This is a genomic window from Rhizobium sp. P32RR-XVIII (genome assembly GCF_012641395.1).
Classification (GTDB): domain Bacteria; phylum Pseudomonadota; class Alphaproteobacteria; order Rhizobiales; family Rhizobiaceae; genus Rhizobium.
The window spans coordinates 340,482-362,922 of sequence record NZ_JABAIH010000001.1 but is presented as its reverse complement, the minus strand read 5'-3'; the positions used below and the strand labels follow the sequence as shown (position 1 = coordinate 362,922).

The window sequence follows — 22,441 nt, the reverse complement described above, 5'->3', positions numbered from 1 at the left end:
TTCGACAATTTCATTGACCGGCCAGCCATGCCATAACGCCATCATGACCAAGATAGATCGTACTCCGACCAAAGCCGATTTTGCGCATGTCACCGAATGGGTCTTCGACCTCGACAACACGCTTTATCCGCACCACATCAACCTTTTCGCGCAGATCGACAAGAACATGACGGCCTATGTCTCGGCGCTCCTGCAAATGGAGCATGACGAGGCGCGCAAACTGCAAAAGCGATATTACCTTGACCACGGGACGACGCTGCAGGGGCTGATGATCCATCACGGGATCGATCCCAACGACTTCCTCGAAAAGGCGCACGCGATCGACTATTCTAGCCTCACGGCACAGCCTGAACTGGGCGCCGCGATCAAGGCCCTGCCTGGCCGGAAGTTCATCTTCACCAACGGCAGCGTCAAGCATGCCGAGATGGCGGCCGGTGCGCTCGGCATCCTCGAGCATTTCGACGACATCTTCGACATCGTCGCCGCAGAGTTCGTGCCGAAGCCGGCCCAGGAAACCTATGACAAGTTCAAGGCGCTGAAGCGCGTTGAGACCGGCAAAGCGGCGATGTTCGAGGACCTGCCGCGCAACCTCGTGGTCCCCAAGGCACTCGGTATGAAGACTGTCCTTCTGGTGCCGAACAATCTTGAGGAAACCGTCGTCGAGTGGTGGGAGAAGACGAGCGGCGATGAGGATCACATCGATTTCGTCACCGATGATCTCGCTGCATTTCTCGACAAGATCGCCGGCTAGATTACCAAGATTTCATCCAGCAGACCGATGTTTAATCTGGTCAAATTGATGCATCGGCTCTACTTTTCGAGCGTGATCCCAGCGAGATTGCGAACCCGAAAAGAAATACGATGTCTCGTAACAATCTGCTACTGGCCGCACTTTCCTCCGTCATGATCGTCGGTGCTGCAGCCGGCGCCAGTTTTGCGGCGCCCGGCGACAAGGCAAGCCAGCCGCCACGCCAGATGATGGGCGACGGAATGCGCGCCGAAGCAATGCGCGAAATTGCCTTCGTTCGGATGTTGAAGCAGTTCGACACCAACAAGGACGGCCAGATTTCCAAGCAGGAAGGCCAGGACGGCATGGAGAAGGTCTTTGCCGCGATCGATACGAACAACGACGGGTCGCTGACGCCGGGCGAGATTCGCAAGTATCATCAAGCCCAGATGAAGGACGGCAAGGCGCCGGCTGACCAGATGGGCGCCAACGCTCCGCAGGCGGGCGACAACGGCGACCAACCGAAGGTTCAGAAGCGCGCTGACGGTGATCGCGGCCGCGGCGACGGCGATCGGGGCCGCGGCGATCGCCCTCTGGGGATGCGCGAGGGCGGCATGATGATGTTCGCCTCGATGATGCGCCGAGTGGACACGGACGAGAACGGCCAGATTTCCCAACAGGAAGCCGAGGCCGCCTTCGAAGTGTTCTTCACCCGCATGGACCGCAGCAAGGACGGCGTCATCTCGATCGACGACATGCCCGATCGGCCATTCCTGTAAGCGATTACTTACGAATATGAGACCCGCCGCCGGCCGTGGCGGGCTTTCTATTCCTGGTGCTCGTAGAAGTCCTCGATGATCTTCCAGGCGGCATCCGCGGTATCGGCGAAGCTGATCAGCTTCACGTCATCGGGTGCGATCGTTCCGAATTCCGCAAGCGCATCGAAGTTGATGACGCTCCGCCAGAACTTTTCACCGAAAAGGATCAGCGGCATCTTCTCCATGCGTCCGGTCTGGATCAATGTCAGGCATTCGAAGAATTCGTCGAGGGTGCCGAAACCGCCCGGAAAGACCGCAATGGCCTTGGCGCGCACCATGAAATGCATCTTTCGAATCGCGAAATAGTGGAAGTTGAAGCTGAGTTCCGGCGTGACATAGGGATTCGGCGCCTGCTCGTGCGGCAAAACGATGTTGAGACCGATCGAGGGCGCTCCCTCGTCGGCCGCGCCGCGGTTGCCAGCCTCCATGACGCCCGGACCACCGCCGGTGACGATCACATATTCATGAAAATCGAAGCCGGCCGAATATCTTGAGCAGAGTCGGGCAAATTTGCGCGCCTCGTCGTAATAGACGGATGCTGCCTCCAGGTTTTCGCGCTGCACCTCGTTGCGGGCAGCCCATGCACTCTGGCCTGGTGCGGGAATGCGCGCGCCGCCAAACATGACGACGGTGGACTTGATGTCCCGTTCCGTCAGAATCATCTCCACTTTCAGCAGCTCGAGCTGGAGGCGGATCGGCCGCAGTTCCTCGCGGCAGAGAAAGTCATCATCGGCATAGGCGAGGCGATAGGACGGCGAGAGCGTTTGCGGTGTCTTCGGCACGGCGAGTGCGCGTTCCCTGTCGATCTCGCTCGACTTCAGCGGAGCCCAGACTCCGTTCTTGCGCCTCAGCCTGCCGTTCTTTCCTCTTGTCATTCCAAATGCCCTTCGGTGTCTGCCAGCAACTTTGCCGGTATGTCTATCGCCTTGAATCCAGAAGCGATCTAATTCGAAAAATCATTCCATTTTAGCCGCTCATGCGATAGAGCAGATCGCGTCCAGCCGATCACATTTCCCGGAGACTTTGTCGTCTTCACGATAGAGTTCGAAGTTTAAGGATTTCCCATGAGCGCCACCGACCTTTCCTCCCTCGAAAAGACCATCGAAGCCGCCTTCGACAACCGCGATAGCGTGAACACGTCGACGAAAGGCGAAGTTCGCGATGCAGTCGAAACCGCGCTTGACCTTCTCGATGGCGGCAAGGCACGCGTGGCCGAGCGCAGCACAGACGGCACCTGGACGGTCAACCAGTGGCTCAAGAAAGCCGTGTTGCTCTCCTTCCGCCTTAACGACATGGAAGTCGTCAAGGGCGGCTCGGGCAATTCCACATGGTGGGACAAGGTCCCCTCCAAGTTCGAAGGATGGGGCGAGAACCAGTATCGTGACGCTGGGTTCCGCGCCGTGCCGAACTGCGTGGTTCGCCGCTCGGCCTATATTGCCAGGAACGTCGTGTTGATGCCGTCCTTCGTCAACCTCGGAGCCTACGTCGGGGAAGGCACTATGGTCGATACCTGGGCGACCGTCGGTTCCTGCGCGCAGATCGGCAAACATGTGCATCTTTCCGGCGGCGTCGGCATCGGCGGCGTACTGGAACCGATGCAGGCCGGGCCGACGATCATCGAGGACAACTGCTTCATTGGCGCCCGCTCGGAAGTCGTCGAAGGCTGCATCATCCGCGAGGGGTCGGTGCTTGGCATGGGCGTCTATATCGGCAAGTCGACCAAGATCGTCGATCGCGCCACCGGCGAAGTCATGTATGGCGAAGTGCCGCCCTATTCGGTCGTCGTCGCAGGTTCTATGCCGAGCGGCAACAAGACGATGGCGAACGGCGAGCCGGCTCCGCATCTCTACTGCGCCGTCATCGTCAAGCGCGTTGACGAGCAGACGCGCTCCAAGACCGGGATCAACGAGCTGCTGCGCGACTAAGTGACAGCCCGGCTTCGATCCGGTAAACAGACGCTCTTTTCAGCGAGGCGGTTCGCCGCCTTGCCTTGTCTTTGCCATTCCCGCCGGATAATTCGACCGTCATGACCGCCACCGATCCCGTCGCCAATCTCCAGACCCTCATCCGCTGCCCTTCGGTGACACCCGCCGAAGGTGGCGCGCTTTCAGCGCTTGATGCCATGCTTTCGCCGCTCGGCTTCAAAGTGGACAAGGTAAAGGCGACGGAAGCCGGCACGCTGGACGTCGAAAACCTCTATGCACGTCTGGGCGACGCTGGCCCGCATCTGATGTTTGCCGGGCACACCGACGTTGTGCCGCCGGGCGATGAAGCCTCCTGGACGCACCCGCCCTTTGCTGCCGAGATCGCCGGCGGCGAACTCTTCGGCCGCGGCGCCGTCGACATGAAGGGCGGCATCGCCTGCTTCGTGGCGGCCGTGGCCCGGCACATTGAAAAGCATGGAAATCCGAAGGGCTCGATTTCCTTCCTGATAACCGGCGACGAAGAAGGCCCGTCGATCAACGGAACGATCAAGCTGCTGCAATGGGCGGCGGCACGCGGCGAACGCTGGGATGCCTGCCTCGTCGGCGAGCCGACCAATCCCGATGCACTCGGCGACATGATCAAGATCGGCCGCCGTGGTTCGCTCTCCGGCAAGATCACCGTTCACGGCATTCAGGGCCATGCGGCCTATCCGCATCTCGCAGACAACCCTGTGCGCGGCATGCTGCAGTTGACCAGCGCGCTGATGGACCCTCCATTCGACAACGGAACGGAAAACTTTCAGCCATCCAACCTGGAAGTGACCACGGTCGATGTCGGTAATCCGGCCACCAACGTCATACCGGCGAAGGCGACGGCAAGCTTCAACATCCGCTTCAACGACACCTGGACGGCAGAGACGCTGCGGGCGGAAATCCTGCGGCGTCTTGACGCCGCGGCGGCAGATGGTGCGCTGCGTTCCGGGCGCGAGGCAGTGAGATATGACCTTGTCTGGGCCGATCGGCCGAGCCATGTTTTCCTCACCCGCAACAATGCGCTGATCGCATCGCTCTCCTCTGCTGTTGAAGGCATTACCGGCAAGGCGCCGAAGCTTTCGACCACCGGCGGCACGTCGGACGCGCGGTTCATCAAGGATTATTGCCCCGTCGTCGAATTCGGGCTCGTCGGGCAGACCATGCACATGATCGACGAGCGCGTTGCCGTTTCTGATCTCGAAACGCTGACGCAGATCTACGAAACCTTCATCGCGCGCTGGTTCGAGAATGCCGGGGCTTAGGGAAGTCCAATATTATCTGGCCGGCCTGTGGCTGCTGATCCGCATGGATAAGCGCGGCTTCCGGTTTCTCGACATGTCGGACCGCGGCATCAACCGATCCTTCTGGGCGATTGCCTGGTGCCTGCCGCCGATGGGCATTTCGTGGCTCTGGTGGCGTCAGGCCTTCCTGCAGTCGATGCCGCCGGATATGGATGTCGGTCTGCCCTTCTATTTCCGTCTGGGTTTGGTCGAGATGGCCAACTGGTTCGTGCCCCTTGTCCTTGCCGGCCTGTTGCTGTTCGCCTTCCGCATGGGTGACCGCTTTGCGGCCGTGGTCGTCAGCGTAAACTGGCTCGGCGTGCCGCTTTCCTACATCAACGGCCTGCTGCTGGCACTGGTCTTCTTCATTCCCGGTACCGTGGGATTTGTGTCGCTCCTGCTGCTCTTCTTCATGATGGCGCAGGTCTTCATGCTGGCGCGGATTCTGCGGATGATCTTCCACGGTCACGGCTTGATGGTCGGCGCGCTGACGCTCGCATTGCTGGTGCCGACGATGATGCTCGGCGAATATCTCCAGCGCTTCCTCGGCATTTATCCGGCGTAGGTGCGTGACCTGCCACAAGCCGGCTATGACAGATCGTCATCCTGGCCGTTCTCGTCGGCCCGTCTGCGGCGATCGGTAATCACCGCCGGGTAATCGACCTGCATGAAATAGAGCCCGTCAGGCGGCGCCACCGGACCGCAAGCCTTGCGGTCGCGCGCCTCGAGCGCGGCACGCACATCCTCGGGCGTCCACTTGCCTTCTCCCGCCAGCTTCAGCGTTCCCGCAAACGAGCGGATCTGGTTGTGGAGGAAACTCTGCGCCGTTGCCCGGATCTCGATGAGTTCGCCGTTTCGCGTCACGTCCAGGCGGTCGAGCGTGCGTATCGGGCTGTTCGCCTGGCAGTGCGCGGATCGGAAGGTGGAGAAGTCGTGATTGCCGACCAAGATCTGTGCCGCCGCATGCATCACTTCGTGGTCAAGTGCCTTCGGCACCCACCAGGCTTTGCCCGCTTCGAGTGCCAGCGGTGCGCGTCTGCTGATGATGCGATAAAGATAGTGCCGTCGCTCGGCGGAAAAACGCGCATCGAAGAATTCAGTAACTGCCTGAACATCAAGAATGGACACGCGTTCGCCGGCGAGCTTCAGATGCGCGTTCAAGGCATTCTGCAGCTTGAAGGCCGGCCATTCCTTCGACAGATCGGCGTGTATCACCTGACCCATGGCATGCACGCCGGAATCCGTACGCCCCGCACCGCGGACCGACACGGTCTCGCCGCTCAGCGAGAGGATCGCACCTTCGATCGCGCCCTGAACGGAGGGGCCATTTTCCTGGCGCTGCCAGCCGACATAGGGCGCTCCGTCATACTCGACGGTCATCCGGTAGCGCGGCATCAGCCTAGCCTCGTGCCGCGCGCAAGCGGGGTGCCACGCAGGAAATCGGCTGCCGGCAGCGGCTTGCCGCCCGCCTTCTGCAGCTTGGTAAGCCGCACAGCTCCAGATGCGCAGGCAACGGCCAGATCGTCGGTCAACACCTCACCAGCAGCACCGTGCCCGCTCGCAAGTTCCGAACCCAGCACCTTCACCCGCTCCGGCCTTCCGCCAATCTCGACCTCGAACCAGGCGCCAGGAAATGGCGCCAGCCCGCGGATATGATTGTGCACGTCTTGCGCCGCCTTTGTGAAATCGATCCGCGTCTCGCCTTTATCGATCTTTGCGGCATAAAGGACACCATCTTCCGGCTGCGGCGTCAGCGGCAGATCGCCCATTTCGAGCTTGAGCATCGCTTCGCCGATCGCCTGGGCGCCGACCTGCATCAGCCTGTCGTGCAATTCGCCGGCCGTCATGTTCGGCCCGATCTCGACTTCACGGGTAAGGGCGACGGGGCCGGTATCCAGCCCCTTGTCCATCTTCATCACCATCATGCCGGTCTTCTTGTCGCCTGCCATGATCGCTCTTTGGATCGGCGCTGCGCCCCGCCAGCGCGGCAACAGAGAGGCGTGGCCATTGTAGCAGCCATAGCGCGTTCCGCTCAAAATCGCCTCCGGCAGCAGCAGTCCGTAGGCGACGACAACCGCTACGTCGGCATTGAGCGCACGAAAGCGCTCCCGCTCTTCCGGCGCCTTGAAATTGACCGGCGTGAAGACCGGCAGCCCCAGCAGTTCAGCAGCCTGATGGACCGGCGACTTCTGCAGGTCGAGACCGCGCCGCCCGCCCGGCCGCGGCGGCTGGGTATAGACCGCAGCGATCTCCTGTCCGGCGTCCACCAGCGTCCGCAATGTCGGGACCGAAAAGTCCGGCGTTCCCATAAAAATGATGCGAAGCGACATCTTTTCTCGCCAATTAAAAGGTTCAGCCGTTTTCCAACAGCCTAAGACCAATGAGCACGCTTGGCCGAAATTTTGACCGGGCTGCTTTAGAGCACCTTCGGCTTGGCAGCCTTTGTGAACTTCTTGATCACCATCTCCCGCTTCAGGCGCGAGATATGATCGATGAAGAGGACGCCGTTCAGATGGTCTATCTCGTGCTGCAGGCAAGTGGCGAGAAGGCCATCGGCCTCCGTCGTCTGTTCCTTGCCGTCACGATCGAGATACTTGACCGTTACAACAGCGGGGCGCTCAACCTCGGCATAGTAATCAGGAATGGAGAGGCAGCCCTCTTCGTAAACCGATCGCACGTCGGAAGACGTGATGATCTCCGGATTGATGAAGACCTGTGGCTGCTTTTCCTCGCCCTCGCGGGAGACGTCGATCACCAGCATGCGGCGCGGTACGCCGATCTGGATCGCGGCCAGGCCGATGCCAGGCGCGTCATACATCGTTTCCAGCATGTCGTCGGCAAGACGCTTGAGATCGGCGTCGACTCGCTCGATCGGCTTGGAGACCTGTCGGAGAACGGGATCGGGAAGAATGATAAGTGGCTTGATGGTCATGGCGTTCCCATAGCCTATCTTTTCCGGCTAGGGAATTATTCTGAAATCACGGAAGGCGCTTTTTTACGCAGCCCTCCGGAATTTCGCCGTAATTCGGTCAAGCGGCGCGGCGGGATGCCAGCGCCCGGCGCTCCTGCGAGCGGATATTGAAGCGCTGCAACAGCGCCACGAGGTTGTCGACCTCAGCGCGCAGCCGCCGGGTTTCTGCCGACGTATTTTCAACCATGCCGGAATTCTGCTGGGTGATCGTATCCATGTTGCGGATCGCGATGCTGACTTCGTTGACCCCCGTTGCCTGATCCCGCGCAGCCGCCGCGATATCTGCGACGAAGCGGTTGATGACGTCGATGCGGCTGATCATATCGCTGAGAGCTTCGCCGGTGCTGCTGACGATGCCGACGCCCTCATTCACCTGCATGGAGCTTTCGGAGATCAGGTTCTTGATCTCCTTGGCGGCATCGGCCGTACGCTGCGCAAGCTGACGCACCTCCTGCGCGACGACGGCAAAGCCCTTGCCCGCCTCGCCCGCACGCGCAGCCTCGACACCCGCATTGAGCGCCAGAAGGTTCGTCTGAAAGGCAATTTCATCGATTACACCGATGATCTTAGCAATCTCGGTGGACGACTTTTCGATGCCCGCCATAGCCGACACGGCACTCGTCACCAGTTCGCCGGAGCTCTTCGCTTTCTGCTGCGTCTCGCGCACCGCGCCGGACGCCTTTTCGGCATTTGCCGCCGTCTGGGCAACGCTAACGGAGAGTTGCTGGAGGGCGGCGGAGCTTTCCTCAACGCCGGCGGCCTGTTGCGCCGTACGAAGCGCCAGATCGTCGGTTGCCTTGGAGATTACGTCCGCACCGCTCTTGATCTCGCCCGAACTGCTGCGTACCGAGGCGAACGAGACGCGGAGAGCCGCAACCGCCCGGTTATAATCCTCCGCCATCTGGCCGAATTGACCCGGAAGGTCCGCCGGCAGCGTCGCTTCGAGATCGCCATTCGAGAGAGCTTCCAGTCCGCGGCGCAGGTGAGCAAGCGCAATTGCCTTGTCCTCTTCCGCCTTGGCACGCTCCTCTTCCAGCGCGCGGCGCTTCTCATCCAGCGTCTCGAGATAGACGGAGATGGAATAGTCCATGTCGAGCATGCCGGCTTTGATGACGGCGGTGAGCTTTTCCGCAAGCACCTTGCCCTGCTGGCGGCCGAAGCGTGACGGCCACTGCTTTTCCATGATGCCTTTGACGAGTTCCGACATGACGATTGCGTAGCCGCCGATATACCAGCGCGGCTCCAGGCCAATCCGGGCATGCGTTTTGCCGACTGCCTTGACGCCGTTCACGTAGCTATCGTCGAAATTGCCGCCGGCGAGGTTCGCCCAGTGATCCTCCTGCCGCTTCTTGGCATGGTTCACATGCGCCTTATCGGAAAAGAAGCTGGCGACGGCAGGCGTCCTTGCGATCTTTCCGTAGAACTTTTCCAGGGCACCGCCGACCAGCTCGCCGATCACCGGCCGCAACTCCCGCATCATCTTACGTGCCTCGCCGTCGAGGCCGATAAAATCGAGACGCTGCTTGAGTGCGTTTTCGGATTGCTGACTGGTCATGATGTATCTCTGTCTGGCGCTTGGGCGCGATAAAGGTTTGTGTCAAAAGGACAATTCGAAAATATAGTTGAGCATTCGTTAACCCAGACGAATATTTCAAAGAGCTTCACCTCGCAGACCCTGCGATATTTTGCATCGCAATCTGCGCTGTGGATCTGTTCACGTTTTGATCTAGCCATTGCTGCCGAGTTTGTTATTGTGCCGGCATGAACAATGTTACCGACTCGCTGACAATTTCGCTCGCTGGGCTCAGCCCAGCCATGCTTGCCCTCGCAGGTGGCACTATCGCCGCCATCGTTTTAGCGCTGATTGTCCTGCTTTTCAGAAGCAGCAGCCTCCGCCGCGAACAAACTGAGGAGGCGGCGATGAGGGCGGCCGAGGCGGACGCCCGCATGGCCGAACTTCTGAAGATCCAGGCCGAGATGCAGGGACGTATCTCGACCATGGCCGAGGTCTTCGGGACTCGCCAGGCCGAGCTCAACCAGGCTATCAATCAGCGCCTCGACGGCATGTCGCAGCGTGTGAGCACGACGATCAGCGAGCAGACGAAGTCGACGCATGAGAACCTCCAGCGCCTGCAGGAGCGGCTGGCAGTCATCGATGCGGCTCAGAATAACATCCAAACCCTAGCGAAGGATGTCGTCGGACTCCAAGCCATCCTCTCCAACAAGCAAACGCGCGGCGCTTTCGGACAGTCGCGCATGGAGACCATCGTTGCCGATGGGCTACCGATGGGCGCCTATGGTTTCCAGCAGACGCTTTCCAACGGCTCCCGCCCCGACTGCACCGTGCGCATGCCGAACGGCGCGCCGCCGCTGGTCATCGATGCTAAGTTTCCCCTCGAGGCCTGGAATGCCATTCGCGACGCGGGCAATCCGGAGGCAACCAAGCTTGCCTCGCAGCAGTTTCGCCGCGACATGGAAATTCATATCCGCGATATCTCGGAAAAATATCTTATCCAGGGCGAAACGCAGGACACTGCCTTTCTCTTCGTTCCCTCGGAGTCGATCTTCGCTGAAATCCACGAGAACTTCGAACCGGTCGTGCAGAAGGCGCATCGTTCCCGCATCGTCATCGTCTCTCCCTCGCTGTTGATGTTGTCGATCCAGGTTATCCAGGCCGTCCTGAAGGATCAGCGCATGCGCGCGCAGGCGCACGTCATTCAGGGCGAAGTCGCCACCCTCATGGATGATCTGGGACGCCTCGACGAGCGTGTTCGCAAGCTGCAGACCCATTTTTCGCAAGCGCAGCGGGATGTTGATCAGATCATCACATCGACCGATAAGCTCACGAAACGTGGCGCCAAGATCGAGGCGCTGGAATTCGAGGGAGCGGAAGCGCTCAAGGAGGAACGTGAAAGCGCGCCTGCGGCGAAGTCGGTCGAAAGTCGCACCGGTCTCCTGAAGCTGAGAGTGGTTGACGAGGAGTGAGGCCATCGGGCACTGTCGCGTCCAAATAAAGGCTTGGACGGAACACCCTTATGATCACAGTTTTCGGCTCCATCAACATGGACCTTATCGCCACGACCGACCGGCTGCCTAAGCCCGGTGAAACGGTGGCGGGCAACGGGTTCGCGACGGCAGCCGGCGGCAAGGGAGCTAATCAGGCACTGGCAGCACAACGCGCCGGACGGGTGGTGCATATGGTCGGCGCGGTCGGCAAGGATGAGTTCGCCGCTCCGGCGCTGGCGCTTCTTGATCAGGCAGGGACGCAGCTTGCGGGCGTCAAGCATGTCGACGGGCCGACCGGCACGGCGCTGATCCTCGTAGGCGGAGACGGCGAGAACATGATCGCCGTTGTCCCGGGTGCAAACGGCACCCTTACCGCCTCGGACGCCAATCGTGCGCTCGACGCGATGCGCGAGGGCGATATTCTTGTCTTGCAGCTGGAAGTGCCAGGTTCGGCCGTCGAGCACGCACTTGCCGCCGCGCGCGGGAAAGGCGTAACCACTATTCTCAACCTCGCTCCCCTCACTGTCGACGCCCCGCGTCTCGGACGTCTTGCCGATATCGTCATTGCCAACGAAACGGAGTTCGAGCGCCTGGCTGGTCAGGACGGCATGAACGCAGCCGACCGCGAGGCGGCGCTGAAGCTCCTGCACGGGGAGACCGGTCAGACCTTGATCGTAACCCTCGGCGCTGAGGGCGTCATCGCCATCCGGGACGGAAAAATCCTGCGGGCACAGGGGCTCAAGATCGAACCCGTGGACACGGTCGGCGCCGGTGATACCTTCTGCGGCTATTTCGCCGCAAGCCTCGATGAGGGCGTGGATTTTCACAAAGCACTGCGCCGGGCAGCGGTCGCCGGATCGCTTGCATGCCTCAAGGCTGGAGCGCAGCCGTCCATTCCACTGTCTGCCGAAGTCGCAAACAAGATATAGCCTTGTCTGTTTCAACCCCCACTCGCAGAAAGCGAGTCCAATCAAGGCACTAGCAGCCTGAATCCATAGAGTTTCATTCAAATTTAAGAGGTTTCCGGCCATCATTCTGTCGATCGCCGGGCCTCTTCTAGCAGCCCGGCAACTCAGGGCTGCTCCATGACGGCGCGGCATATCCATGCCTGTGCCGGAGAATGCGCCTCCGGTGCGTCGCTCCTGCCGAGGCACCATGTTCATCTTTCGCATGAAGTCGCTAGCCGCAAAGCTCATCCTCATCACTGGCGCGGCCATCGCGCTCGTCTTGTTGGTCTTCAATCTCTACCTGATCGATCAAACCCGCGATCGCGTTCAGACGCTGACGATGGATCAGGCCGATCTCGAAGCAAAATCGATTGCCAACGAGATCGCCGGCGCTGTCGGCGAACTTGGCAGCGCGGCCCGCTCGATGTCGGGCGTCCTCGGCCGCGGTCTCGACGGCAAGGACTTTGATCGCAAGGGCATGATCAATGTTCTCAAGGCCAATCTCGAGCAGAACGCTTTCGCCTTCGGCAGCTGGTTCTGCGAGCAACTTGGGGCTTTGGACGGCAAGACGACGGAGATCGCCAACAACCTCGACGAGGGCACGAACAAGAATGGTGCCTTTTCGCCCTACTGGTCGAAGACGAAGGACGGTGCGATCCAATTTTCGACCTTTGACAACGATTATACAGCCGAGTGGTGGAAGCTTGCCGCTGAGAGCGGCAAGGGCGCCATCACGGCGCCGTATCTTGCAGAGGGCACGGACGTCCCGACGCTGCTGACCTCAATCGCGTATCCGGTCATATCCGGCGGAAAGATGGTCGGCGTCGAAGGTGTCGATATCTCGCTGAAATCGCTGACCGACAAGTTGCAAGCCCTGCATCCCTTCGGTTCAGGACGCGTCAACCTTCTCGCCCAGAACGGTAACTGGATCGTTGCGCCGCAGCCCGATCTCATGTCCAAGCCTTACGGCGAAGGCGATGGCGCGACCGAGGTGAAGGCAGCCCTTTCCTCGAACACGGCCGGTGTCGTCAGAAACCTGACTTTTAATGGCAACGAACCTTTCGATCGGGTCGTCTATCCGTTTGCAGTCCCCGGCCTCAATGCGACTTGGGTAGTGCTTGTCGACGTGCCGCATAGCGCCATCAATGCACAAGTCCAAGCTCAGACTTACATCATGATCGCGGCCGGCATCGTTGTCCTCGGCGCAGTCCTGCTGGCGCTCTATTTCGCCGTGCGCGGTCTTGTTCAGAACCCGCTCGGCGGCCTCGTCGCCAGTGTTCGCGCGCTCAGCAACGGCAAGTACGAGGAACCGGTGGCCGGTCAGGATCGTGCCGACGAGATCGGCTCGGTTGCCAAGGCCCTCGAAGGCTTCCGCTTCGCGCTTGCCGATACGCAGCGCCTGGAAGCAGAAGCCAATGATCAGCGCCATGCCGCCGAAAGCGAGCGCAGCCGCTCGGAAGCCGAACGCCAGGATGCCGTCGCTCTCCAGCGGCAGATCGTGTCGGTTGTAGGCGCCGGTCTTTCCGAACTGTCGCAAGGCAACCTCGGCCACCGCATCACGGTAGAGTTCCCGGGTGAATACGCCAAGCTGAAGGAGGATTTCAACGCTGCCCTCGCAAGCCTCGAGGAAACCGTCAACACGATGAACCTCAGCGTCGTGAACATCGGCTCGGGCACGAGCGAAATCAGCAACAGCGCCTCGGATCTTGCCAAGCGTACGGAACAGCAGGCGGCAAGTCTGGAAGAGACCGCCGCCGCCCTCAACGAGCTGACGGCGCAGGTCAATTTCAGTGCGGAGAATGCACGTACGGCCGCGGATAATGTCAACCTCGCCTGCGAAGACGCGGAAAAGTCTGGCGAAGTCGTGCAAAAGGCAATTGCCTCCATGCAGGGCATCGAGCAATCGTCGACGGAGGTCTCTCGGATCATCGGCGTTATCGATGAGATCGCCTTCCAGACAAACCTCCTGGCGCTGAATGCCGGGGTCGAAGCCGCCCGTGCCGGCGAGGCAGGCAAGGGCTTCGCAGTGGTCGCACAGGAAGTCAGAGAGCTGGCACAGCGGTCCGCCAATGCCGCCAAGGAGATCAAGACGCTGATCAATACCTCGGCCGTCCAGGTGAAGGAAGGCGTCGAACTCGTCGGCCGCGCCGGCGGCACGCTGCACAAGATTTCCGAGCAGGTCATGAATATCAACGGGCTCATCCGGCAGATTTCAGCCTCCGCAAGCGAACAGGCGATCGGCCTCAAGGAAATCAACCAGGCCATGAACCAGATGGACCAGGTCACCCAGCAGAATGCGGCAATGGTGGAAGAGGCGACGGCAGCCAGCGTTGCGCTAAACGACGAAGCGCAGACGCTCAACGCTCTCGTGCTCCGCTTCCGCGTGTCGGGTCAGAGCAATGCGAGCACGCTACGCTCGACGGCACAGAAGATGCGCTCCGCTGCAGCGCCTGCCCCTGCCTACCGTTCCGCGGCTCCAGCGCCGCGCCGGCCTCTTCCGCAGTCACACGGCTCGGCAGCCATTGCACAGGACAATTGGGAAGAATTCTGAGCAATCAGCTTCCGCAAACGAAGAGAGGCGCCTGAGCTCAGGCGCCTCTCTTCGTTTAAGCCATCAGCTGCCACTCAGGCGGCGTTCGATGCCTGCTCTTCGTTAAGGAAGGCATAGATCGCCGACGCGGAATCGGTGGCGCGCAGTTTCGCGACGAGGTCCTGATCGCGAAGCACGCGTGCAATGCGCGAGAGCGCCTTCAGGTGATCAGCCCCTGCCCCTTCTGGAGCAAGGAGAAGAAACACCAGATCGACCGGCTGATCATCCAGGGCTTCGAAATCGACCGGACTTTCCAGCCGCGCAAAGACGCCTACGATCGAGCGTACGCTCGGAAGCTTGCCATGCGGAATGGCGATGCCGTTACCGACACCCGTCGAGCCGAGACGCTCGCGCTGCAGAACGACGTCGAAAATTTCCCGCTCGGAAAGGCCTGTAACCTTGGAGGCCTTTGCGGCCAGCTCCTGAAGCAACTGTTTCTTGGAATTTACCCTTAGGGCGGGAATGATCGCATCCTGGTGCAGCAGATCTGCCAATGCCATTTCTTTTTCCTTTTGTCGCCGAAACCGGATGATTGGGAAACGGCGCCGCCGCCGCTACCCATCACCCGGATGTCAGCTCTTGATATTGGCTGCGTCGATCCAGCCAATATTACCGTCATGCCTGCGGTAAACGATGTTCAAATGTTCCTTGCCCGGGCTGCGGAACAGAAGCAACGGCTCGTCTGTCATATCGAGCGCCATGACGGCGGTCGCAACGGACATGGTCTTCAACTGCTTCGTGCTCTCGGCAACAATTGCCGGGGCAAAATCGTCGGGAACCTCTTCTTCATGGTCCGGGACAGCGTCCATCACCGTATAGGCGACTTCGGCTGACCCGTTAAGATGGTTTCCGGCATGGTGATCCTTGAGCTTGCGCTTGTAGCGGCGCAGACGCTTCTCGATACGCTCCGAAGCGGCCTCGAATGCCAGCTGCGGATCCATCGCCTCTCCTGCTGCATGCAAAACCACCCCGCTATCGAGATGAAGCTTGCAATCGGCGGAAAAGCGCGCACTCGATTTCTCGACAATCACCTGCCCAGAATATCCTCCGTCGAAGTACTTCGTGATGGCCGTGTCCATGTGGTCCTCGATCCTCTGACGAAACGAGTCACCAATTTCCATATGTTTACCGGATACACGCACACTCATGGAGTTTCCCTTCTTATAAGTGGTTGCGGCACCAGTTTACGCCAAGGCTACAGCTCATCCAAGCACTTCGCGCAAACTCAAGCAAGATCGGCTTAAGTTGCGTGCTTCAAGCGCCCTGAGGATGATGGGGATAAGTCTGAACGCTTCACAGCGCTAATTGCGGCGGCCTTCTAGCGGCACGTTAACAAAAAGTCAACGGCCGGGCGTGTCACATATTTGGATGCACTGATAAGGGTTGATCTGGCATGGCTTTCTAAAAGCCGGCAACCTTCGCCAAAGCTCGCTTCTCACGCCGCCGTTGAACGGAAGAGGGTATGTTCATCGCTTCCCGGTATTTTGCAACCGTACGGCGAGCGAGATCGATGCCCTCCTTTTTCAGGATGTCGACAATGTCATCGTCGGAGAGGACCGCATCCGAACCTTCCTGCATGATCAGGGTGCGGATCCTATGGCGAACCGCCTCGGCCGAATGACTTTCACCGCCTTCCACCGCACTGATCGATACCGTGAAGAAATATTTGAGTTCGAAAAGGCCACGCGGCGTCAGAATGTATTTGTTCGAGGTGACGCGGCTGACCGTCGACTCATGCATTTTGATCGCATCGGCAACGGTCTTCAGATTCAGGGGCCGCAGATGGTCGACGCCATGCATCAGAAAGGCATCCTGCTGACGAACGATCTCGCTGGCCACCTTCACGATCGTCTTTGCGCGCTGATCGAGACTGCGCGTGAGCCAGTTGGCGTTCTGAAGGCATTCCGACAAGAATGCGTATTCGCTGGAGTTCTTGCTCACATTCGCGAAATAGGACTGGTTGACCAGCACGCGGGGGAGTGTATCGGGGTTCAACTCCACCAGCCAGCCGCCATCCGACGACGCCCGCACGACCACATCCGGCATGATCGCTTCGGAAACGCCCGTCTGGAAGCTGCTGCCGGGCTTCGGATTCAGCTGGCGGATCTCCGCGAGCATGTCGAGCAGGTCTTCCTCGTCAACCCCGCAAAGCCGCTTGAGCGTCGCAAAATCTCGCCGTGCCAGCAGCTCGAGGTTGGCGATGAGCGCCTGCATGGCGGGATCGAAGCGATCTTTCTGCTTCAGCTGGATCGACAGGCACTCGGCAAGGTTGCGCGCGAAAACGCCGGGCGGATCGAGCGTCTGCAGCGCGGCAAGAACACGTTCGGCCGTCGTGGGATCGGCGTTCAACCTGCCGCCGATCTCAGCAACGTCGCCCTGCAGATAACCAGCCTCATCGAGCTGGTCGACCATCTGCTGTGCGATCAACCGGTCAGCCATATCCGGCAGAATGAATGGAACTTGTTGCGCGAGGTAATCCTTGAGCGAAACCTGCCCTGCAACAAAATCGTCGAGATCGTAATTCTCGCCGTCGCCGCTTCCCGGCATCGACTTCCACTGACTGATCAGCTCCGGTGCATCAACCCGCGCCGGCGCTCCATCGTCCTGAAAGACGTTGGCATAATTGGCGTCCAGCTCTTCTTTCAGCCGGCTGCCGTTACCGTCGGTACCGTTGTCGTACCAGTCTCCGGAAAGCGCATCGGCGCGGTCGTCATCCGGCTGGCGTCCGTGCGCCTCATCCTGCGGGTCGTAATCACTGCCGGTTTCCGCGTCATCTGACGGAAATTCGAGCAACGGGTTTTTCTCGACTTCCTGGGCGATGAACTGGACCAGTTCGACATGCGTCATCTGCAGCAACTGGATGGATTGCATCAGTTGCGGCGTCATGACCAACGACTGGTTTTGTCGCAGGAAAAGATTGGCTGACAAAGCCATAGCCGACGCGAAACTCCCGTTCATTTTCCCGGGAAACCACGCCTGAACAATCGTCCGGGCCGCGGAAACCAACTTGGCCCAAAAATTGCTTTTTTATCCTATTTGGTCAAGCGCAAGTATGACAGGAAGGCGAATTTCGATCGCCTTAGATCCTGTCAAAGGCTGAATTTATCGCCCAGGTAGAGCCGGCGCACTTCAGGATTGTTGACGATGTCGTTCGCCCGGCCGTGAGTCAGCACTTCGCCAGCATGGATGATATAGGCGCGATCGATGAGACCGAGGGTCTCGCGCACATTGTGGTCGGTAATCAGAACGCCGATGCCACGCGCCGTCAGATGATGTACGAGGTTCTGGATGTCAGCGACCGAGATAGGGTCAACGCCCGCAAACGGCTCGTCCAGCAGCATGAAAGTCGGATCGGTTGCAAGGGCGCGAGCGATTTCCAGACGGCGCCGCTCACCACCCGATAGCGAAACCGCCGCCGCCTTTCGCAGCTTGGAGATATGGAACTCTTCCAGGAGTTCATCCAGCTTCTTCTCGCGCTCTGCCTTGTTCTTCTCGTGGACTTCGAGCACGGCCCGGATATTCTCCTCGACCGTCAAGCCACGAAAGATCGAAGCCTCCTGCGGCAGATAGCCGACCCCGAGGCGCGACCGGCGATACATCGGCATCGTCGTCACGTCATTGCCGTCGATTTCGATGGTGCCCTCGTCCACCGGAACCAGACCTGTGATCATGTAAAAACAGGTCGTCTTACCGGCGCCGTTAGGCCCTAGGAGGCCGACGGCTTCGCCGCGCCGTACGACCAGCGACACGCCATTGACAACGCGCCGCGTCCCATAGGTCTTCGTGAGGCCGCGCGCGATCAGCGTCCCCTGGTAGCGACTCTTGTCCCCGCCGGCACCGGGATCCGCTGCGGATTGCGGCCCGGACTTGCCGAACGCGGTTAAAAACGAAAATAATTTCACGTCGGGAGGCCGGTTTCAGTTCTTTTTCTGGGATTGCGGATCGAGCTGAATCTGGACGCGCCCCCCGCAGCTATCCAGTTGCGCGTGTCCGGTCTGCATCTCAACGGTGAGCTGGCAGCCTGTGAAGACGTTCGGCCCATCGGTCAGCACGACCTTGTCGCCCTTCAGGATGAAGAGCTGCTTGGCCATGTCGAAGGAGCCGTCGTCGGCTGTTGCCGTTTGGGTGCCTGAGCTCAGGAAAACCTTGTCGGTAACGATGATGTGGTCAATATCGGCATTGCCGGATGAAATGGAGGCGGCAGCTGCATCGGGCTTTGAACCGTCTGCCGGCGCCTTTGAACCATCTGGCTGTGCCTTGTAGAAGACAGTCATATGGCCGGCCTCCAGGGTTGTTGTTCCCTGCACGACCTTTACCTTGCCGGTAAAGTCGGCCTTGTGCTCCTGGTCGTGAATCTCAAGCTTATCGCTTTCGATCTGGATCGGTTTGTTGCTGTCGAGCTTTAAGCCATTCATCTGGCTCGTTGTGGCTTGTGCGAAAGCTGCCCCCGCGGTCACCAGAAGCGCCAAGGCGCAGCCGCTGAGCGCTAAGCCAGACTTGCGAATTGAAGAGTGACTATCTTTTGTCATGAGTGACCCGGCTGTTAGGTGCCCTGTTTGCGAATGACGGTTGGATCGACATTCATGCGCACGTTCCCCTCGAATGTGATCACGCGCCCCTTATCCGTCATCTGAAGCGAATCCGCAACAACCGATGCGCCGTCTTTTTGAATGTGGATCGGGGTATCCGTCGTCATCTTGCCGCCCTTGATATCGAGCTTGGCAGACTGGAAATTCGCCGTCAGACCGTTACTGAGCAGAATGGTGAAGGGATCGTTCATCACAAGATTGTCGGTGGCGCGGTCGTAGTCGGCTGTGGAGGCCTCGACGCGGGCAATCAGATCGTCGTGGACCGGCACTGCCGCCTTGATCGTTTCGAGCGTGATGAGATTGGGATTCTTGATGTCCTGCAGCGCGCGCTCAGCGAGCATCGAATAGTTGATGCCATCGGAATTGCGTCCGGCGATTGCCGGTTTTTCCATGACGACCTTCCCGTTTTCGATCTTGGCGCCTTCGATTTTTAGGTTTTCCGGCAGGTAAGCGCGGACCATCGAGACTGCAATGAAGGCCAGCGAAACCATGACGGCAGCGACAGGCAACAGGATCTTCAGGCGCCGGACGCGCGCGGAATGGAAAAGCGCAGCCGTGTAGGCGCTCCGTTCAGGCCTGGCAAAGGCAGGCGTCCCGCTGCTGTTTAGCGTGTTGAGCATTGCGTTTCCGTGTCGGTGATCGGGGCCTGTATATAGGAAGTGCTTCAGCCGATCACAGATCGTTTCGCATTATTACACTGGCTTGCCAATATGGATTTTTTTTTGCAACAAGCAAATAAGGCAAGAAAACGAGGCACACCGGCATTTCCGAAGGCGGAGCGCCGCCTTATCTGATGCCGTGTTGCATGTGGCCGCCCCCGCGGCTCTGGAGGACTTTATGGACAGTTCGACGATCGCGGATCGCCGCAGGCTTCGCCGCAAACTTAGTTTCTGGCGCATCGCCGCGGTCGTGCTTTTTGTCGCGCTCGGCTTCGCGCTCTACGAATTTGTCGCGGGCGACATCGAGACAGGACGGCCGCACATCGCTCATGTCACGATTTCCGGCCTCATCACCGACAACGACGAACTCCTTGAGCGGCTCAAGAAGATCGAGGAGAGCGATCGCGTCAAAGGCGTTATCGTTTCCATTTCCTCCCCGGGGGGTACGACCTACGGCGGCGAAAAGATATTCAAGGCGATCCGGGCAATCGCAGCGAAGAAGCCGGTCGTCTCCGACGTCCGAACGCTGGCGGCTTCCGCTGGCTACATGATCGCGACCGCCGGCGATACGATCATTGCCGGAGAAAGCTCGCTCACCGGCTCGATCGGCGTGATTTTTCAGTACCCTCAGGTCCAGCCTTTGCTTGATAAGCTGGGGGTCTCGCTACAGGAGATTAAATCGTCGCCGCTGAAGGCGGAGCCGTCGCCTTTCCATCCGGCCAGCGAAGAGGCCAAGGCGATGATCCAAAACATGGTCATGGATAGCTATGGCTGGTTTGTCGATCTCGTCGCCGATCGCCGCAAACTCCCACGCGATGAAGCGCTGAAGCTGGCGGACGGCACGATCTTTACCGGCCGTCAGGCGGTAAAGCTAAAGCTCATTGACCAGATCGGCGGCGATGCCGAGATCCGCACTTATCTTGCCGGGCGAAATGTCAGCAAGGATCTGCCGATCGTCGATTGGAACAAGAAGAGCAGCACACCTTTTCTGCTCGCTGACGCTGTTTCCAGGGTCGCAGTGTTGTTCGGGTATGGCGATCTCGTGAAGGGTCAGGACATCGCCGCAATTCTCCCCCAAAAGTTGCTCCTTGACGGGCTCGTTTCAGTTTGGCAGTTTGGCCGGGATTAATAAGAAATCAATAATTTAAGGGGGAGACCGTGATCAAGTCGGAACTGGTGCAGATTGTTGCAGCGCGCAACCCGCATCTTTATCACCGGGATGTCGAGAACATCGTCAACGCGGTTCTCGACGAGATCACCGATGCGCTCGCAGCGGGCAACCGCGTGGAGCTGCGCGGCTTCGGCGCATTTTCCGTCAAAAATCGTCCTTCGCGCTCCGGCCGCAATCCGCGTACGGGCGACACCGTCTTCGTCGAAGAGAAGTGGGTGCCCTTCTTCAAGACCGGCAAGGAGTTGCGCGAGCGGCTGAATCCCGGCCAGGCGGATCAGGAAGACTGAGGCTGATCCGGGTTGCGACGAAACCGCGCTTGAACTTCGCGCACACCTTTCTATTCTGGTGAGCGATCATGCGCCGCGTCGAGCCGGCGCGACCAAGCGCGGAGGCCGGGATGGCGAAGAAGATCATCAACCTTTTGATTTTGCTGCCGCTGGGCATCATTCTCATCGTCTTCTGCGTTGCCAACCGGCAGAGTGTGACGCTGGCTTTCAACCCCTTCCAGCCGCAAGACCAGGTTCTCGCCGTCTCGGCGCCGTTGTTCATTTTCCTCTTCATCGCCTTGATCATCGGCATGCTGATCGGTTCCGCCGTCACGTGGTTTACTCAGGGCAAACACCGCAAGCGCGCGAAAATCGAGGCGAAGGAAGCCATTCGCTGGCAGAGCGAGGCCGATCGTCATAAGACGCGGGCCGAAGAGATGACCGGCCAGTTGCCTTCCCACTGACCGGCCGCCCTCAGGCAGGAATAAAGCTCAGTTCTTCGTAGTCACCTTCGGCGGACGTGCCGTTTCCAGTCACGACGAAACCGTGACGGGCATAGAACGCCTTGGCGTTCCGGTTGTTGGTCAGGCATTTCAATCGGTATTTTCGGCGCGGCCACTCGGGCAGGGCTTCCAAAAGCGCGGTTCCAACGCCCCTGCCCTGCCATTCCTTCCGGATGTAGAGCATGTGGATAAAATCGTCCTCAGCCCAGAGTGTCATGAACCCGGCGATCTCGCCATCCCGCGCTTCGGCAACCCAGACCATTTCGCCCTGCGAATGCGCGAGGAAATCCTCGCGGCGAAAACTGCCGGGATCGACCCAGGTGAACGTCTGCTTGCGCACACTAAGGTAAATGTCGCCGAGCAGTTCGCTGTCCGACGCACGGGAATGTCTGACCGCGCACTCCAAGGGAGGTGAGTGATAGGACGTCATCGGCCGCACCTTCGAAGGCCGCTATTGCGCGGCCTTTTCGCTCACGACTGAATTGAAATTTGCAAAGAACTGCTGCGCAAGCTTGTGCGACGTCGTATCCACCAGCCGGGCGCCGAGTTGGGCCAGCTTGCCGCCTATCTGCGCTTTCACCGCATATTGCAGCACGGTCTCCGCCCCATCCTCGTTCAAGGCAACATCGGCTCCGCCCTTGGCAAAGCCTGCGACCCCGCCCTTACCCTCACCCGAGATCGTGTAGCTTTCCGGCGCTTTGACGTTGGTGAGCGTCACCTCACCGTTAAAGGTGGCCGACACCGGCCCTATCTTGACTTTGACGATTGCGGCAAGCTCCGTCGGCGACTTCATTTCGAGGCTTTGACAGCCAGGAATGCATCGCTTCAACACATCCGGATCGTTCAAGGCCGCCCACACTACGTCACGAGGGGCATTGATGCGTTCTTCGCCAGTCATGTCCATGCGCAGGTCCTCCCGTTTCAATTCTCCAACTTATCACAGCGGGAAAGCACTT

At 59.6% G+C, this 22,441-nt stretch carries 24 protein-coding genes; 11 read left to right on the top strand and 13 right to left on the bottom strand.

Going from position 1 to position 22,441, the window contains the following annotated elements; translation table 11 throughout:
* Positions 1 to 43 precede the first annotated feature (43 nt).
* Together HGP14_RS01835 and HGP14_RS01830 are read left to right on the top strand one after the other, a co-directional pair.
* The gene (locus HGP14_RS01835; RefSeq protein WP_168828141.1) at positions 44 to 751 is read left to right on the top strand and encodes a pyrimidine 5'-nucleotidase; all 708 of its coding nucleotides are present in this window, start codon (positions 44 to 46) and stop codon (positions 749 to 751) included.
* A 110-nt stretch (positions 752 to 861) separates the two neighbouring features.
* Positions 862 to 1,506, top strand: a complete 645-nt coding sequence (locus HGP14_RS01830) for an EF-hand domain-containing protein (protein ID WP_168828140.1) — start codon at positions 862 to 864, stop codon at positions 1,504 to 1,506.
* Between the two features lie 47 nt (positions 1,507 to 1,553).
* Here HGP14_RS01830 and HGP14_RS01825 read toward each other — a convergent pair whose 3' ends face one another.
* On the bottom strand, positions 1,554 to 2,420 hold the full coding sequence (locus HGP14_RS01825) for an LOG family protein (protein ID WP_168828139.1): 867 nt from the start codon (positions 2,418 to 2,420) through the stop codon (positions 1,554 to 1,556).
* Between the two features lie 189 nt (positions 2,421 to 2,609).
* On the opposite strand from HGP14_RS01825, the gene dapD reads away from it, so the two are divergent.
* The 3 genes from dapD to HGP14_RS01810 all read left to right on the top strand — a co-directional run bounded on the left by dapD (position 2,610) and on the right by HGP14_RS01810 (position 5,348).
* Positions 2,610 to 3,470, top strand: a complete 861-nt coding sequence (dapD, locus tag HGP14_RS01820; protein WP_168828138.1) for a 2,3,4,5-tetrahydropyridine-2,6-dicarboxylate N-succinyltransferase — start codon at positions 2,610 to 2,612, stop codon at positions 3,468 to 3,470.
* 101 nt (positions 3,471 to 3,571) lie between these two features.
* Positions 3,572 to 4,765, top strand: coding sequence for a succinyl-diaminopimelate desuccinylase (gene dapE, locus HGP14_RS01815; protein ID WP_168828137.1), 1,194 nt, complete (start codon positions 3,572 to 3,574; stop codon positions 4,763 to 4,765).
* A complete protein-coding gene (locus HGP14_RS01810) occupies positions 4,752 to 5,348 on the top strand; it encodes a hypothetical protein (RefSeq protein ID WP_168828136.1) in 597 nt (198 codons plus the stop codon). Before dapE ends, HGP14_RS01810 begins: the two co-directional genes overlap by 14 nt.
* A gap of 23 nt (positions 5,349 to 5,371) precedes the next feature.
* On the opposite strand, the gene truA is transcribed toward HGP14_RS01810, so the two are convergent.
* The 4 genes from truA to HGP14_RS01790 all read right to left on the bottom strand — a co-directional run bounded on the left by truA (position 5,372) and on the right by HGP14_RS01790 (position 9,309).
* Entirely contained in the window at positions 5,372 to 6,178 is an 807-nt protein-coding gene (gene truA, locus HGP14_RS01805) for a tRNA pseudouridine(38-40) synthase TruA (protein ID WP_168828135.1), read from the bottom strand.
* Entirely contained in the window at positions 6,178 to 7,113 is a 936-nt protein-coding gene (gene fmt, locus HGP14_RS01800) for a methionyl-tRNA formyltransferase (protein ID WP_168828134.1), read from the bottom strand. The genes truA and fmt overlap by 1 nt, the downstream gene beginning before the upstream one ends.
* A gap of 86 nt (positions 7,114 to 7,199) precedes the next feature.
* Complete coding sequence (gene def / locus HGP14_RS01795; RefSeq protein WP_168828133.1) at positions 7,200 to 7,715, bottom strand: peptide deformylase; 516 nt, start codon at positions 7,713 to 7,715, stop codon at positions 7,200 to 7,202.
* A 97-nt stretch (positions 7,716 to 7,812) separates the two neighbouring features.
* On the bottom strand, positions 7,813 to 9,309 hold the full coding sequence (locus tag HGP14_RS01790; protein WP_168828132.1) for a globin-coupled sensor protein: 1,497 nt from the start codon (positions 9,307 to 9,309) through the stop codon (positions 7,813 to 7,815).
* A gap of 206 nt (positions 9,310 to 9,515) precedes the next feature.
* On the opposite strand from HGP14_RS01790, the gene HGP14_RS01785 reads away from it, so the two are divergent.
* The 3 genes from HGP14_RS01785 (at position 9,516) to HGP14_RS01775 (ending at position 14,258) form a co-directional block, all read left to right on the top strand.
* Positions 9,516 to 10,739, top strand: a complete 1,224-nt coding sequence (locus HGP14_RS01785; RefSeq protein ID WP_168828131.1) for a DNA recombination protein RmuC — start codon at positions 9,516 to 9,518, stop codon at positions 10,737 to 10,739.
* A 50-nt stretch (positions 10,740 to 10,789) separates the two neighbouring features.
* The gene (locus HGP14_RS01780; RefSeq protein WP_168828130.1) at positions 10,790 to 11,689 is read left to right on the top strand and encodes a ribokinase; all 900 of its coding nucleotides are present in this window, start codon (positions 10,790 to 10,792) and stop codon (positions 11,687 to 11,689) included.
* Between the two features lie 226 nt (positions 11,690 to 11,915).
* Complete coding sequence (locus HGP14_RS01775; RefSeq protein ID WP_168828129.1) at positions 11,916 to 14,258, top strand: methyl-accepting chemotaxis protein; 2,343 nt, start codon at positions 11,916 to 11,918, stop codon at positions 14,256 to 14,258.
* 74 nt (positions 14,259 to 14,332) lie between these two features.
* On the opposite strand, the gene ptsN is transcribed toward HGP14_RS01775, so the two are convergent.
* The 6 genes from ptsN to lptC form a co-directional block, all read right to left on the bottom strand.
* Positions 14,333 to 14,797 carry a PTS IIA-like nitrogen regulatory protein PtsN gene (ptsN, locus tag HGP14_RS01770; protein ID WP_168828128.1) on the bottom strand — a complete coding sequence of 155 codons (465 nt, stop codon included), beginning with the start codon at positions 14,795 to 14,797 and terminating at the stop codon, positions 14,333 to 14,335.
* Between the two features lie 72 nt (positions 14,798 to 14,869).
* The gene (gene hpf, locus HGP14_RS01765; protein WP_168828127.1) at positions 14,870 to 15,445 is read right to left on the bottom strand and encodes a ribosome hibernation-promoting factor, HPF/YfiA family; all 576 of its coding nucleotides are present in this window, start codon (positions 15,443 to 15,445) and stop codon (positions 14,870 to 14,872) included.
* A 253-nt stretch (positions 15,446 to 15,698) separates the two neighbouring features.
* A complete protein-coding gene (gene rpoN, locus HGP14_RS01760; protein ID WP_168828126.1) occupies positions 15,699 to 17,231 on the bottom strand; it encodes an RNA polymerase factor sigma-54 in 1,533 nt (510 codons plus the stop codon).
* Between the two features lie 155 nt (positions 17,232 to 17,386).
* On the bottom strand, positions 17,387 to 18,199 hold the full coding sequence (gene lptB, locus HGP14_RS01755) for an LPS export ABC transporter ATP-binding protein (RefSeq protein WP_168828125.1): 813 nt from the start codon (positions 18,197 to 18,199) through the stop codon (positions 17,387 to 17,389).
* A 15-nt stretch (positions 18,200 to 18,214) separates the two neighbouring features.
* Positions 18,215 to 18,826 (bottom strand): LptA/OstA family protein, encoded by a 612-nt coding sequence (locus HGP14_RS01750; RefSeq protein WP_168828124.1) that lies wholly within the window; start codon positions 18,824 to 18,826, stop codon positions 18,215 to 18,217.
* A 14-nt stretch (positions 18,827 to 18,840) separates the two neighbouring features.
* The gene (gene lptC / locus HGP14_RS01745; RefSeq protein WP_168828123.1) at positions 18,841 to 19,506 is read right to left on the bottom strand and encodes an LPS export ABC transporter periplasmic protein LptC; all 666 of its coding nucleotides are present in this window, start codon (positions 19,504 to 19,506) and stop codon (positions 18,841 to 18,843) included.
* A 217-nt stretch (positions 19,507 to 19,723) separates the two neighbouring features.
* On the opposite strand from lptC, the gene sppA reads away from it, so the two are divergent.
* The 3 genes from sppA (at position 19,724) to HGP14_RS01730 (ending at position 21,446) form a co-directional block, all read left to right on the top strand.
* Complete coding sequence (gene sppA / locus HGP14_RS01740) at positions 19,724 to 20,674, top strand: signal peptide peptidase SppA (protein WP_168828122.1); 951 nt, start codon at positions 19,724 to 19,726, stop codon at positions 20,672 to 20,674.
* Positions 20,675 to 20,703: 29 nt separating this feature from the next.
* Complete coding sequence (locus HGP14_RS01735) at positions 20,704 to 21,003, top strand: integration host factor subunit beta (RefSeq protein ID WP_160007056.1); 300 nt, start codon at positions 20,704 to 20,706, stop codon at positions 21,001 to 21,003.
* Positions 21,004 to 21,113: 110 nt separating this feature from the next.
* The gene (locus HGP14_RS01730) at positions 21,114 to 21,446 is read left to right on the top strand and encodes a LapA family protein (RefSeq protein WP_168828121.1); all 333 of its coding nucleotides are present in this window, start codon (positions 21,114 to 21,116) and stop codon (positions 21,444 to 21,446) included.
* Between the two features lie 10 nt (positions 21,447 to 21,456).
* On the opposite strand, the gene HGP14_RS01725 is transcribed toward HGP14_RS01730, so the two are convergent.
* Together HGP14_RS01725 and HGP14_RS01720 are read right to left on the bottom strand one after the other, a co-directional pair.
* Positions 21,457 to 21,915: an N-acetyltransferase family protein gene (locus HGP14_RS01725; protein ID WP_409527055.1), complete on the bottom strand. Its 459-nt coding sequence runs from the start codon at positions 21,913 to 21,915 to the stop codon at positions 21,457 to 21,459.
* 21 nt (positions 21,916 to 21,936) lie between these two features.
* Complete coding sequence (locus tag HGP14_RS01720) at positions 21,937 to 22,389, bottom strand: SRPBCC family protein (protein WP_168828120.1); 453 nt, start codon at positions 22,387 to 22,389, stop codon at positions 21,937 to 21,939.
* Positions 22,390 to 22,441: the final 52 nt, after the last annotated feature.

Excerpts from the sequence above, each read along its gene's own strand:
- HGP14_RS01835 (WP_168828141.1), top strand. The coding sequence starts at position 44 with ATGACCAAGATAGATCGTACTCCGACCAAAGCCGATTTTGCGCATGTC.
- HGP14_RS01830 (WP_168828140.1), top strand. The coding sequence starts at position 862 with ATGTCTCGTAACAATCTGCTACTGGCCGCACTTTCCTCCGTCATGATC.
- HGP14_RS01825 (WP_168828139.1), bottom strand. The coding sequence starts at position 2,420 with ATGACAAGAGGAAAGAACGGCAGGCTGAGGCGCAAGAACGGAGTCTGG.
- dapD (WP_168828138.1), top strand. The coding sequence starts at position 2,610 with ATGAGCGCCACCGACCTTTCCTCCCTCGAAAAGACCATCGAAGCCGCC.
- dapE (WP_168828137.1), top strand. The coding sequence starts at position 3,572 with ATGACCGCCACCGATCCCGTCGCCAATCTCCAGACCCTCATCCGCTGC.
- HGP14_RS01810 (WP_168828136.1), top strand. The coding sequence starts at position 4,752 with ATGCCGGGGCTTAGGGAAGTCCAATATTATCTGGCCGGCCTGTGGCTG.
- truA (WP_168828135.1), bottom strand. The coding sequence starts at position 6,178 with ATGCCGCGCTACCGGATGACCGTCGAGTATGACGGAGCGCCCTATGTC.
- fmt (WP_168828134.1), bottom strand. The coding sequence starts at position 7,113 with ATGTCGCTTCGCATCATTTTTATGGGAACGCCGGACTTTTCGGTCCCG.
- def (WP_168828133.1), bottom strand. The coding sequence starts at position 7,715 with ATGACCATCAAGCCACTTATCATTCTTCCCGATCCCGTTCTCCGACAG.
- HGP14_RS01790 (WP_168828132.1), bottom strand. The coding sequence starts at position 9,309 with ATGACCAGTCAGCAATCCGAAAACGCACTCAAGCAGCGTCTCGATTTT.
- HGP14_RS01785 (WP_168828131.1), top strand. The coding sequence starts at position 9,516 with ATGAACAATGTTACCGACTCGCTGACAATTTCGCTCGCTGGGCTCAGC.
- HGP14_RS01780 (WP_168828130.1), top strand. The coding sequence starts at position 10,790 with ATGATCACAGTTTTCGGCTCCATCAACATGGACCTTATCGCCACGACC.
- HGP14_RS01775 (WP_168828129.1), top strand. The coding sequence starts at position 11,916 with ATGTTCATCTTTCGCATGAAGTCGCTAGCCGCAAAGCTCATCCTCATC.
- ptsN (WP_168828128.1), bottom strand. The coding sequence starts at position 14,797 with ATGGCATTGGCAGATCTGCTGCACCAGGATGCGATCATTCCCGCCCTA.
- hpf (WP_168828127.1), bottom strand. The coding sequence starts at position 15,445 with ATGAGTGTGCGTGTATCCGGTAAACATATGGAAATTGGTGACTCGTTT.
- rpoN (WP_168828126.1), bottom strand. The coding sequence starts at position 17,231 with ATGGCTTTGTCAGCCAATCTTTTCCTGCGACAAAACCAGTCGTTGGTC.
- HGP14_RS01750 (WP_168828124.1), bottom strand. The coding sequence starts at position 18,826 with ATGACAAAAGATAGTCACTCTTCAATTCGCAAGTCTGGCTTAGCGCTC.
- lptC (WP_168828123.1), bottom strand. The coding sequence starts at position 19,506 with ATGCTCAACACGCTAAACAGCAGCGGGACGCCTGCCTTTGCCAGGCCT.
- sppA (WP_168828122.1), top strand. The coding sequence starts at position 19,724 with ATGGACAGTTCGACGATCGCGGATCGCCGCAGGCTTCGCCGCAAACTT.
- HGP14_RS01730 (WP_168828121.1), top strand. The coding sequence starts at position 21,114 with ATGGCGAAGAAGATCATCAACCTTTTGATTTTGCTGCCGCTGGGCATC.
- HGP14_RS01725 (WP_409527055.1), bottom strand. The coding sequence starts at position 21,915 with ATGACGTCCTATCACTCACCTCCCTTGGAGTGCGCGGTCAGACATTCC.
- HGP14_RS01720 (WP_168828120.1), bottom strand. The coding sequence starts at position 22,389 with ATGGACATGACTGGCGAAGAACGCATCAATGCCCCTCGTGACGTAGTG.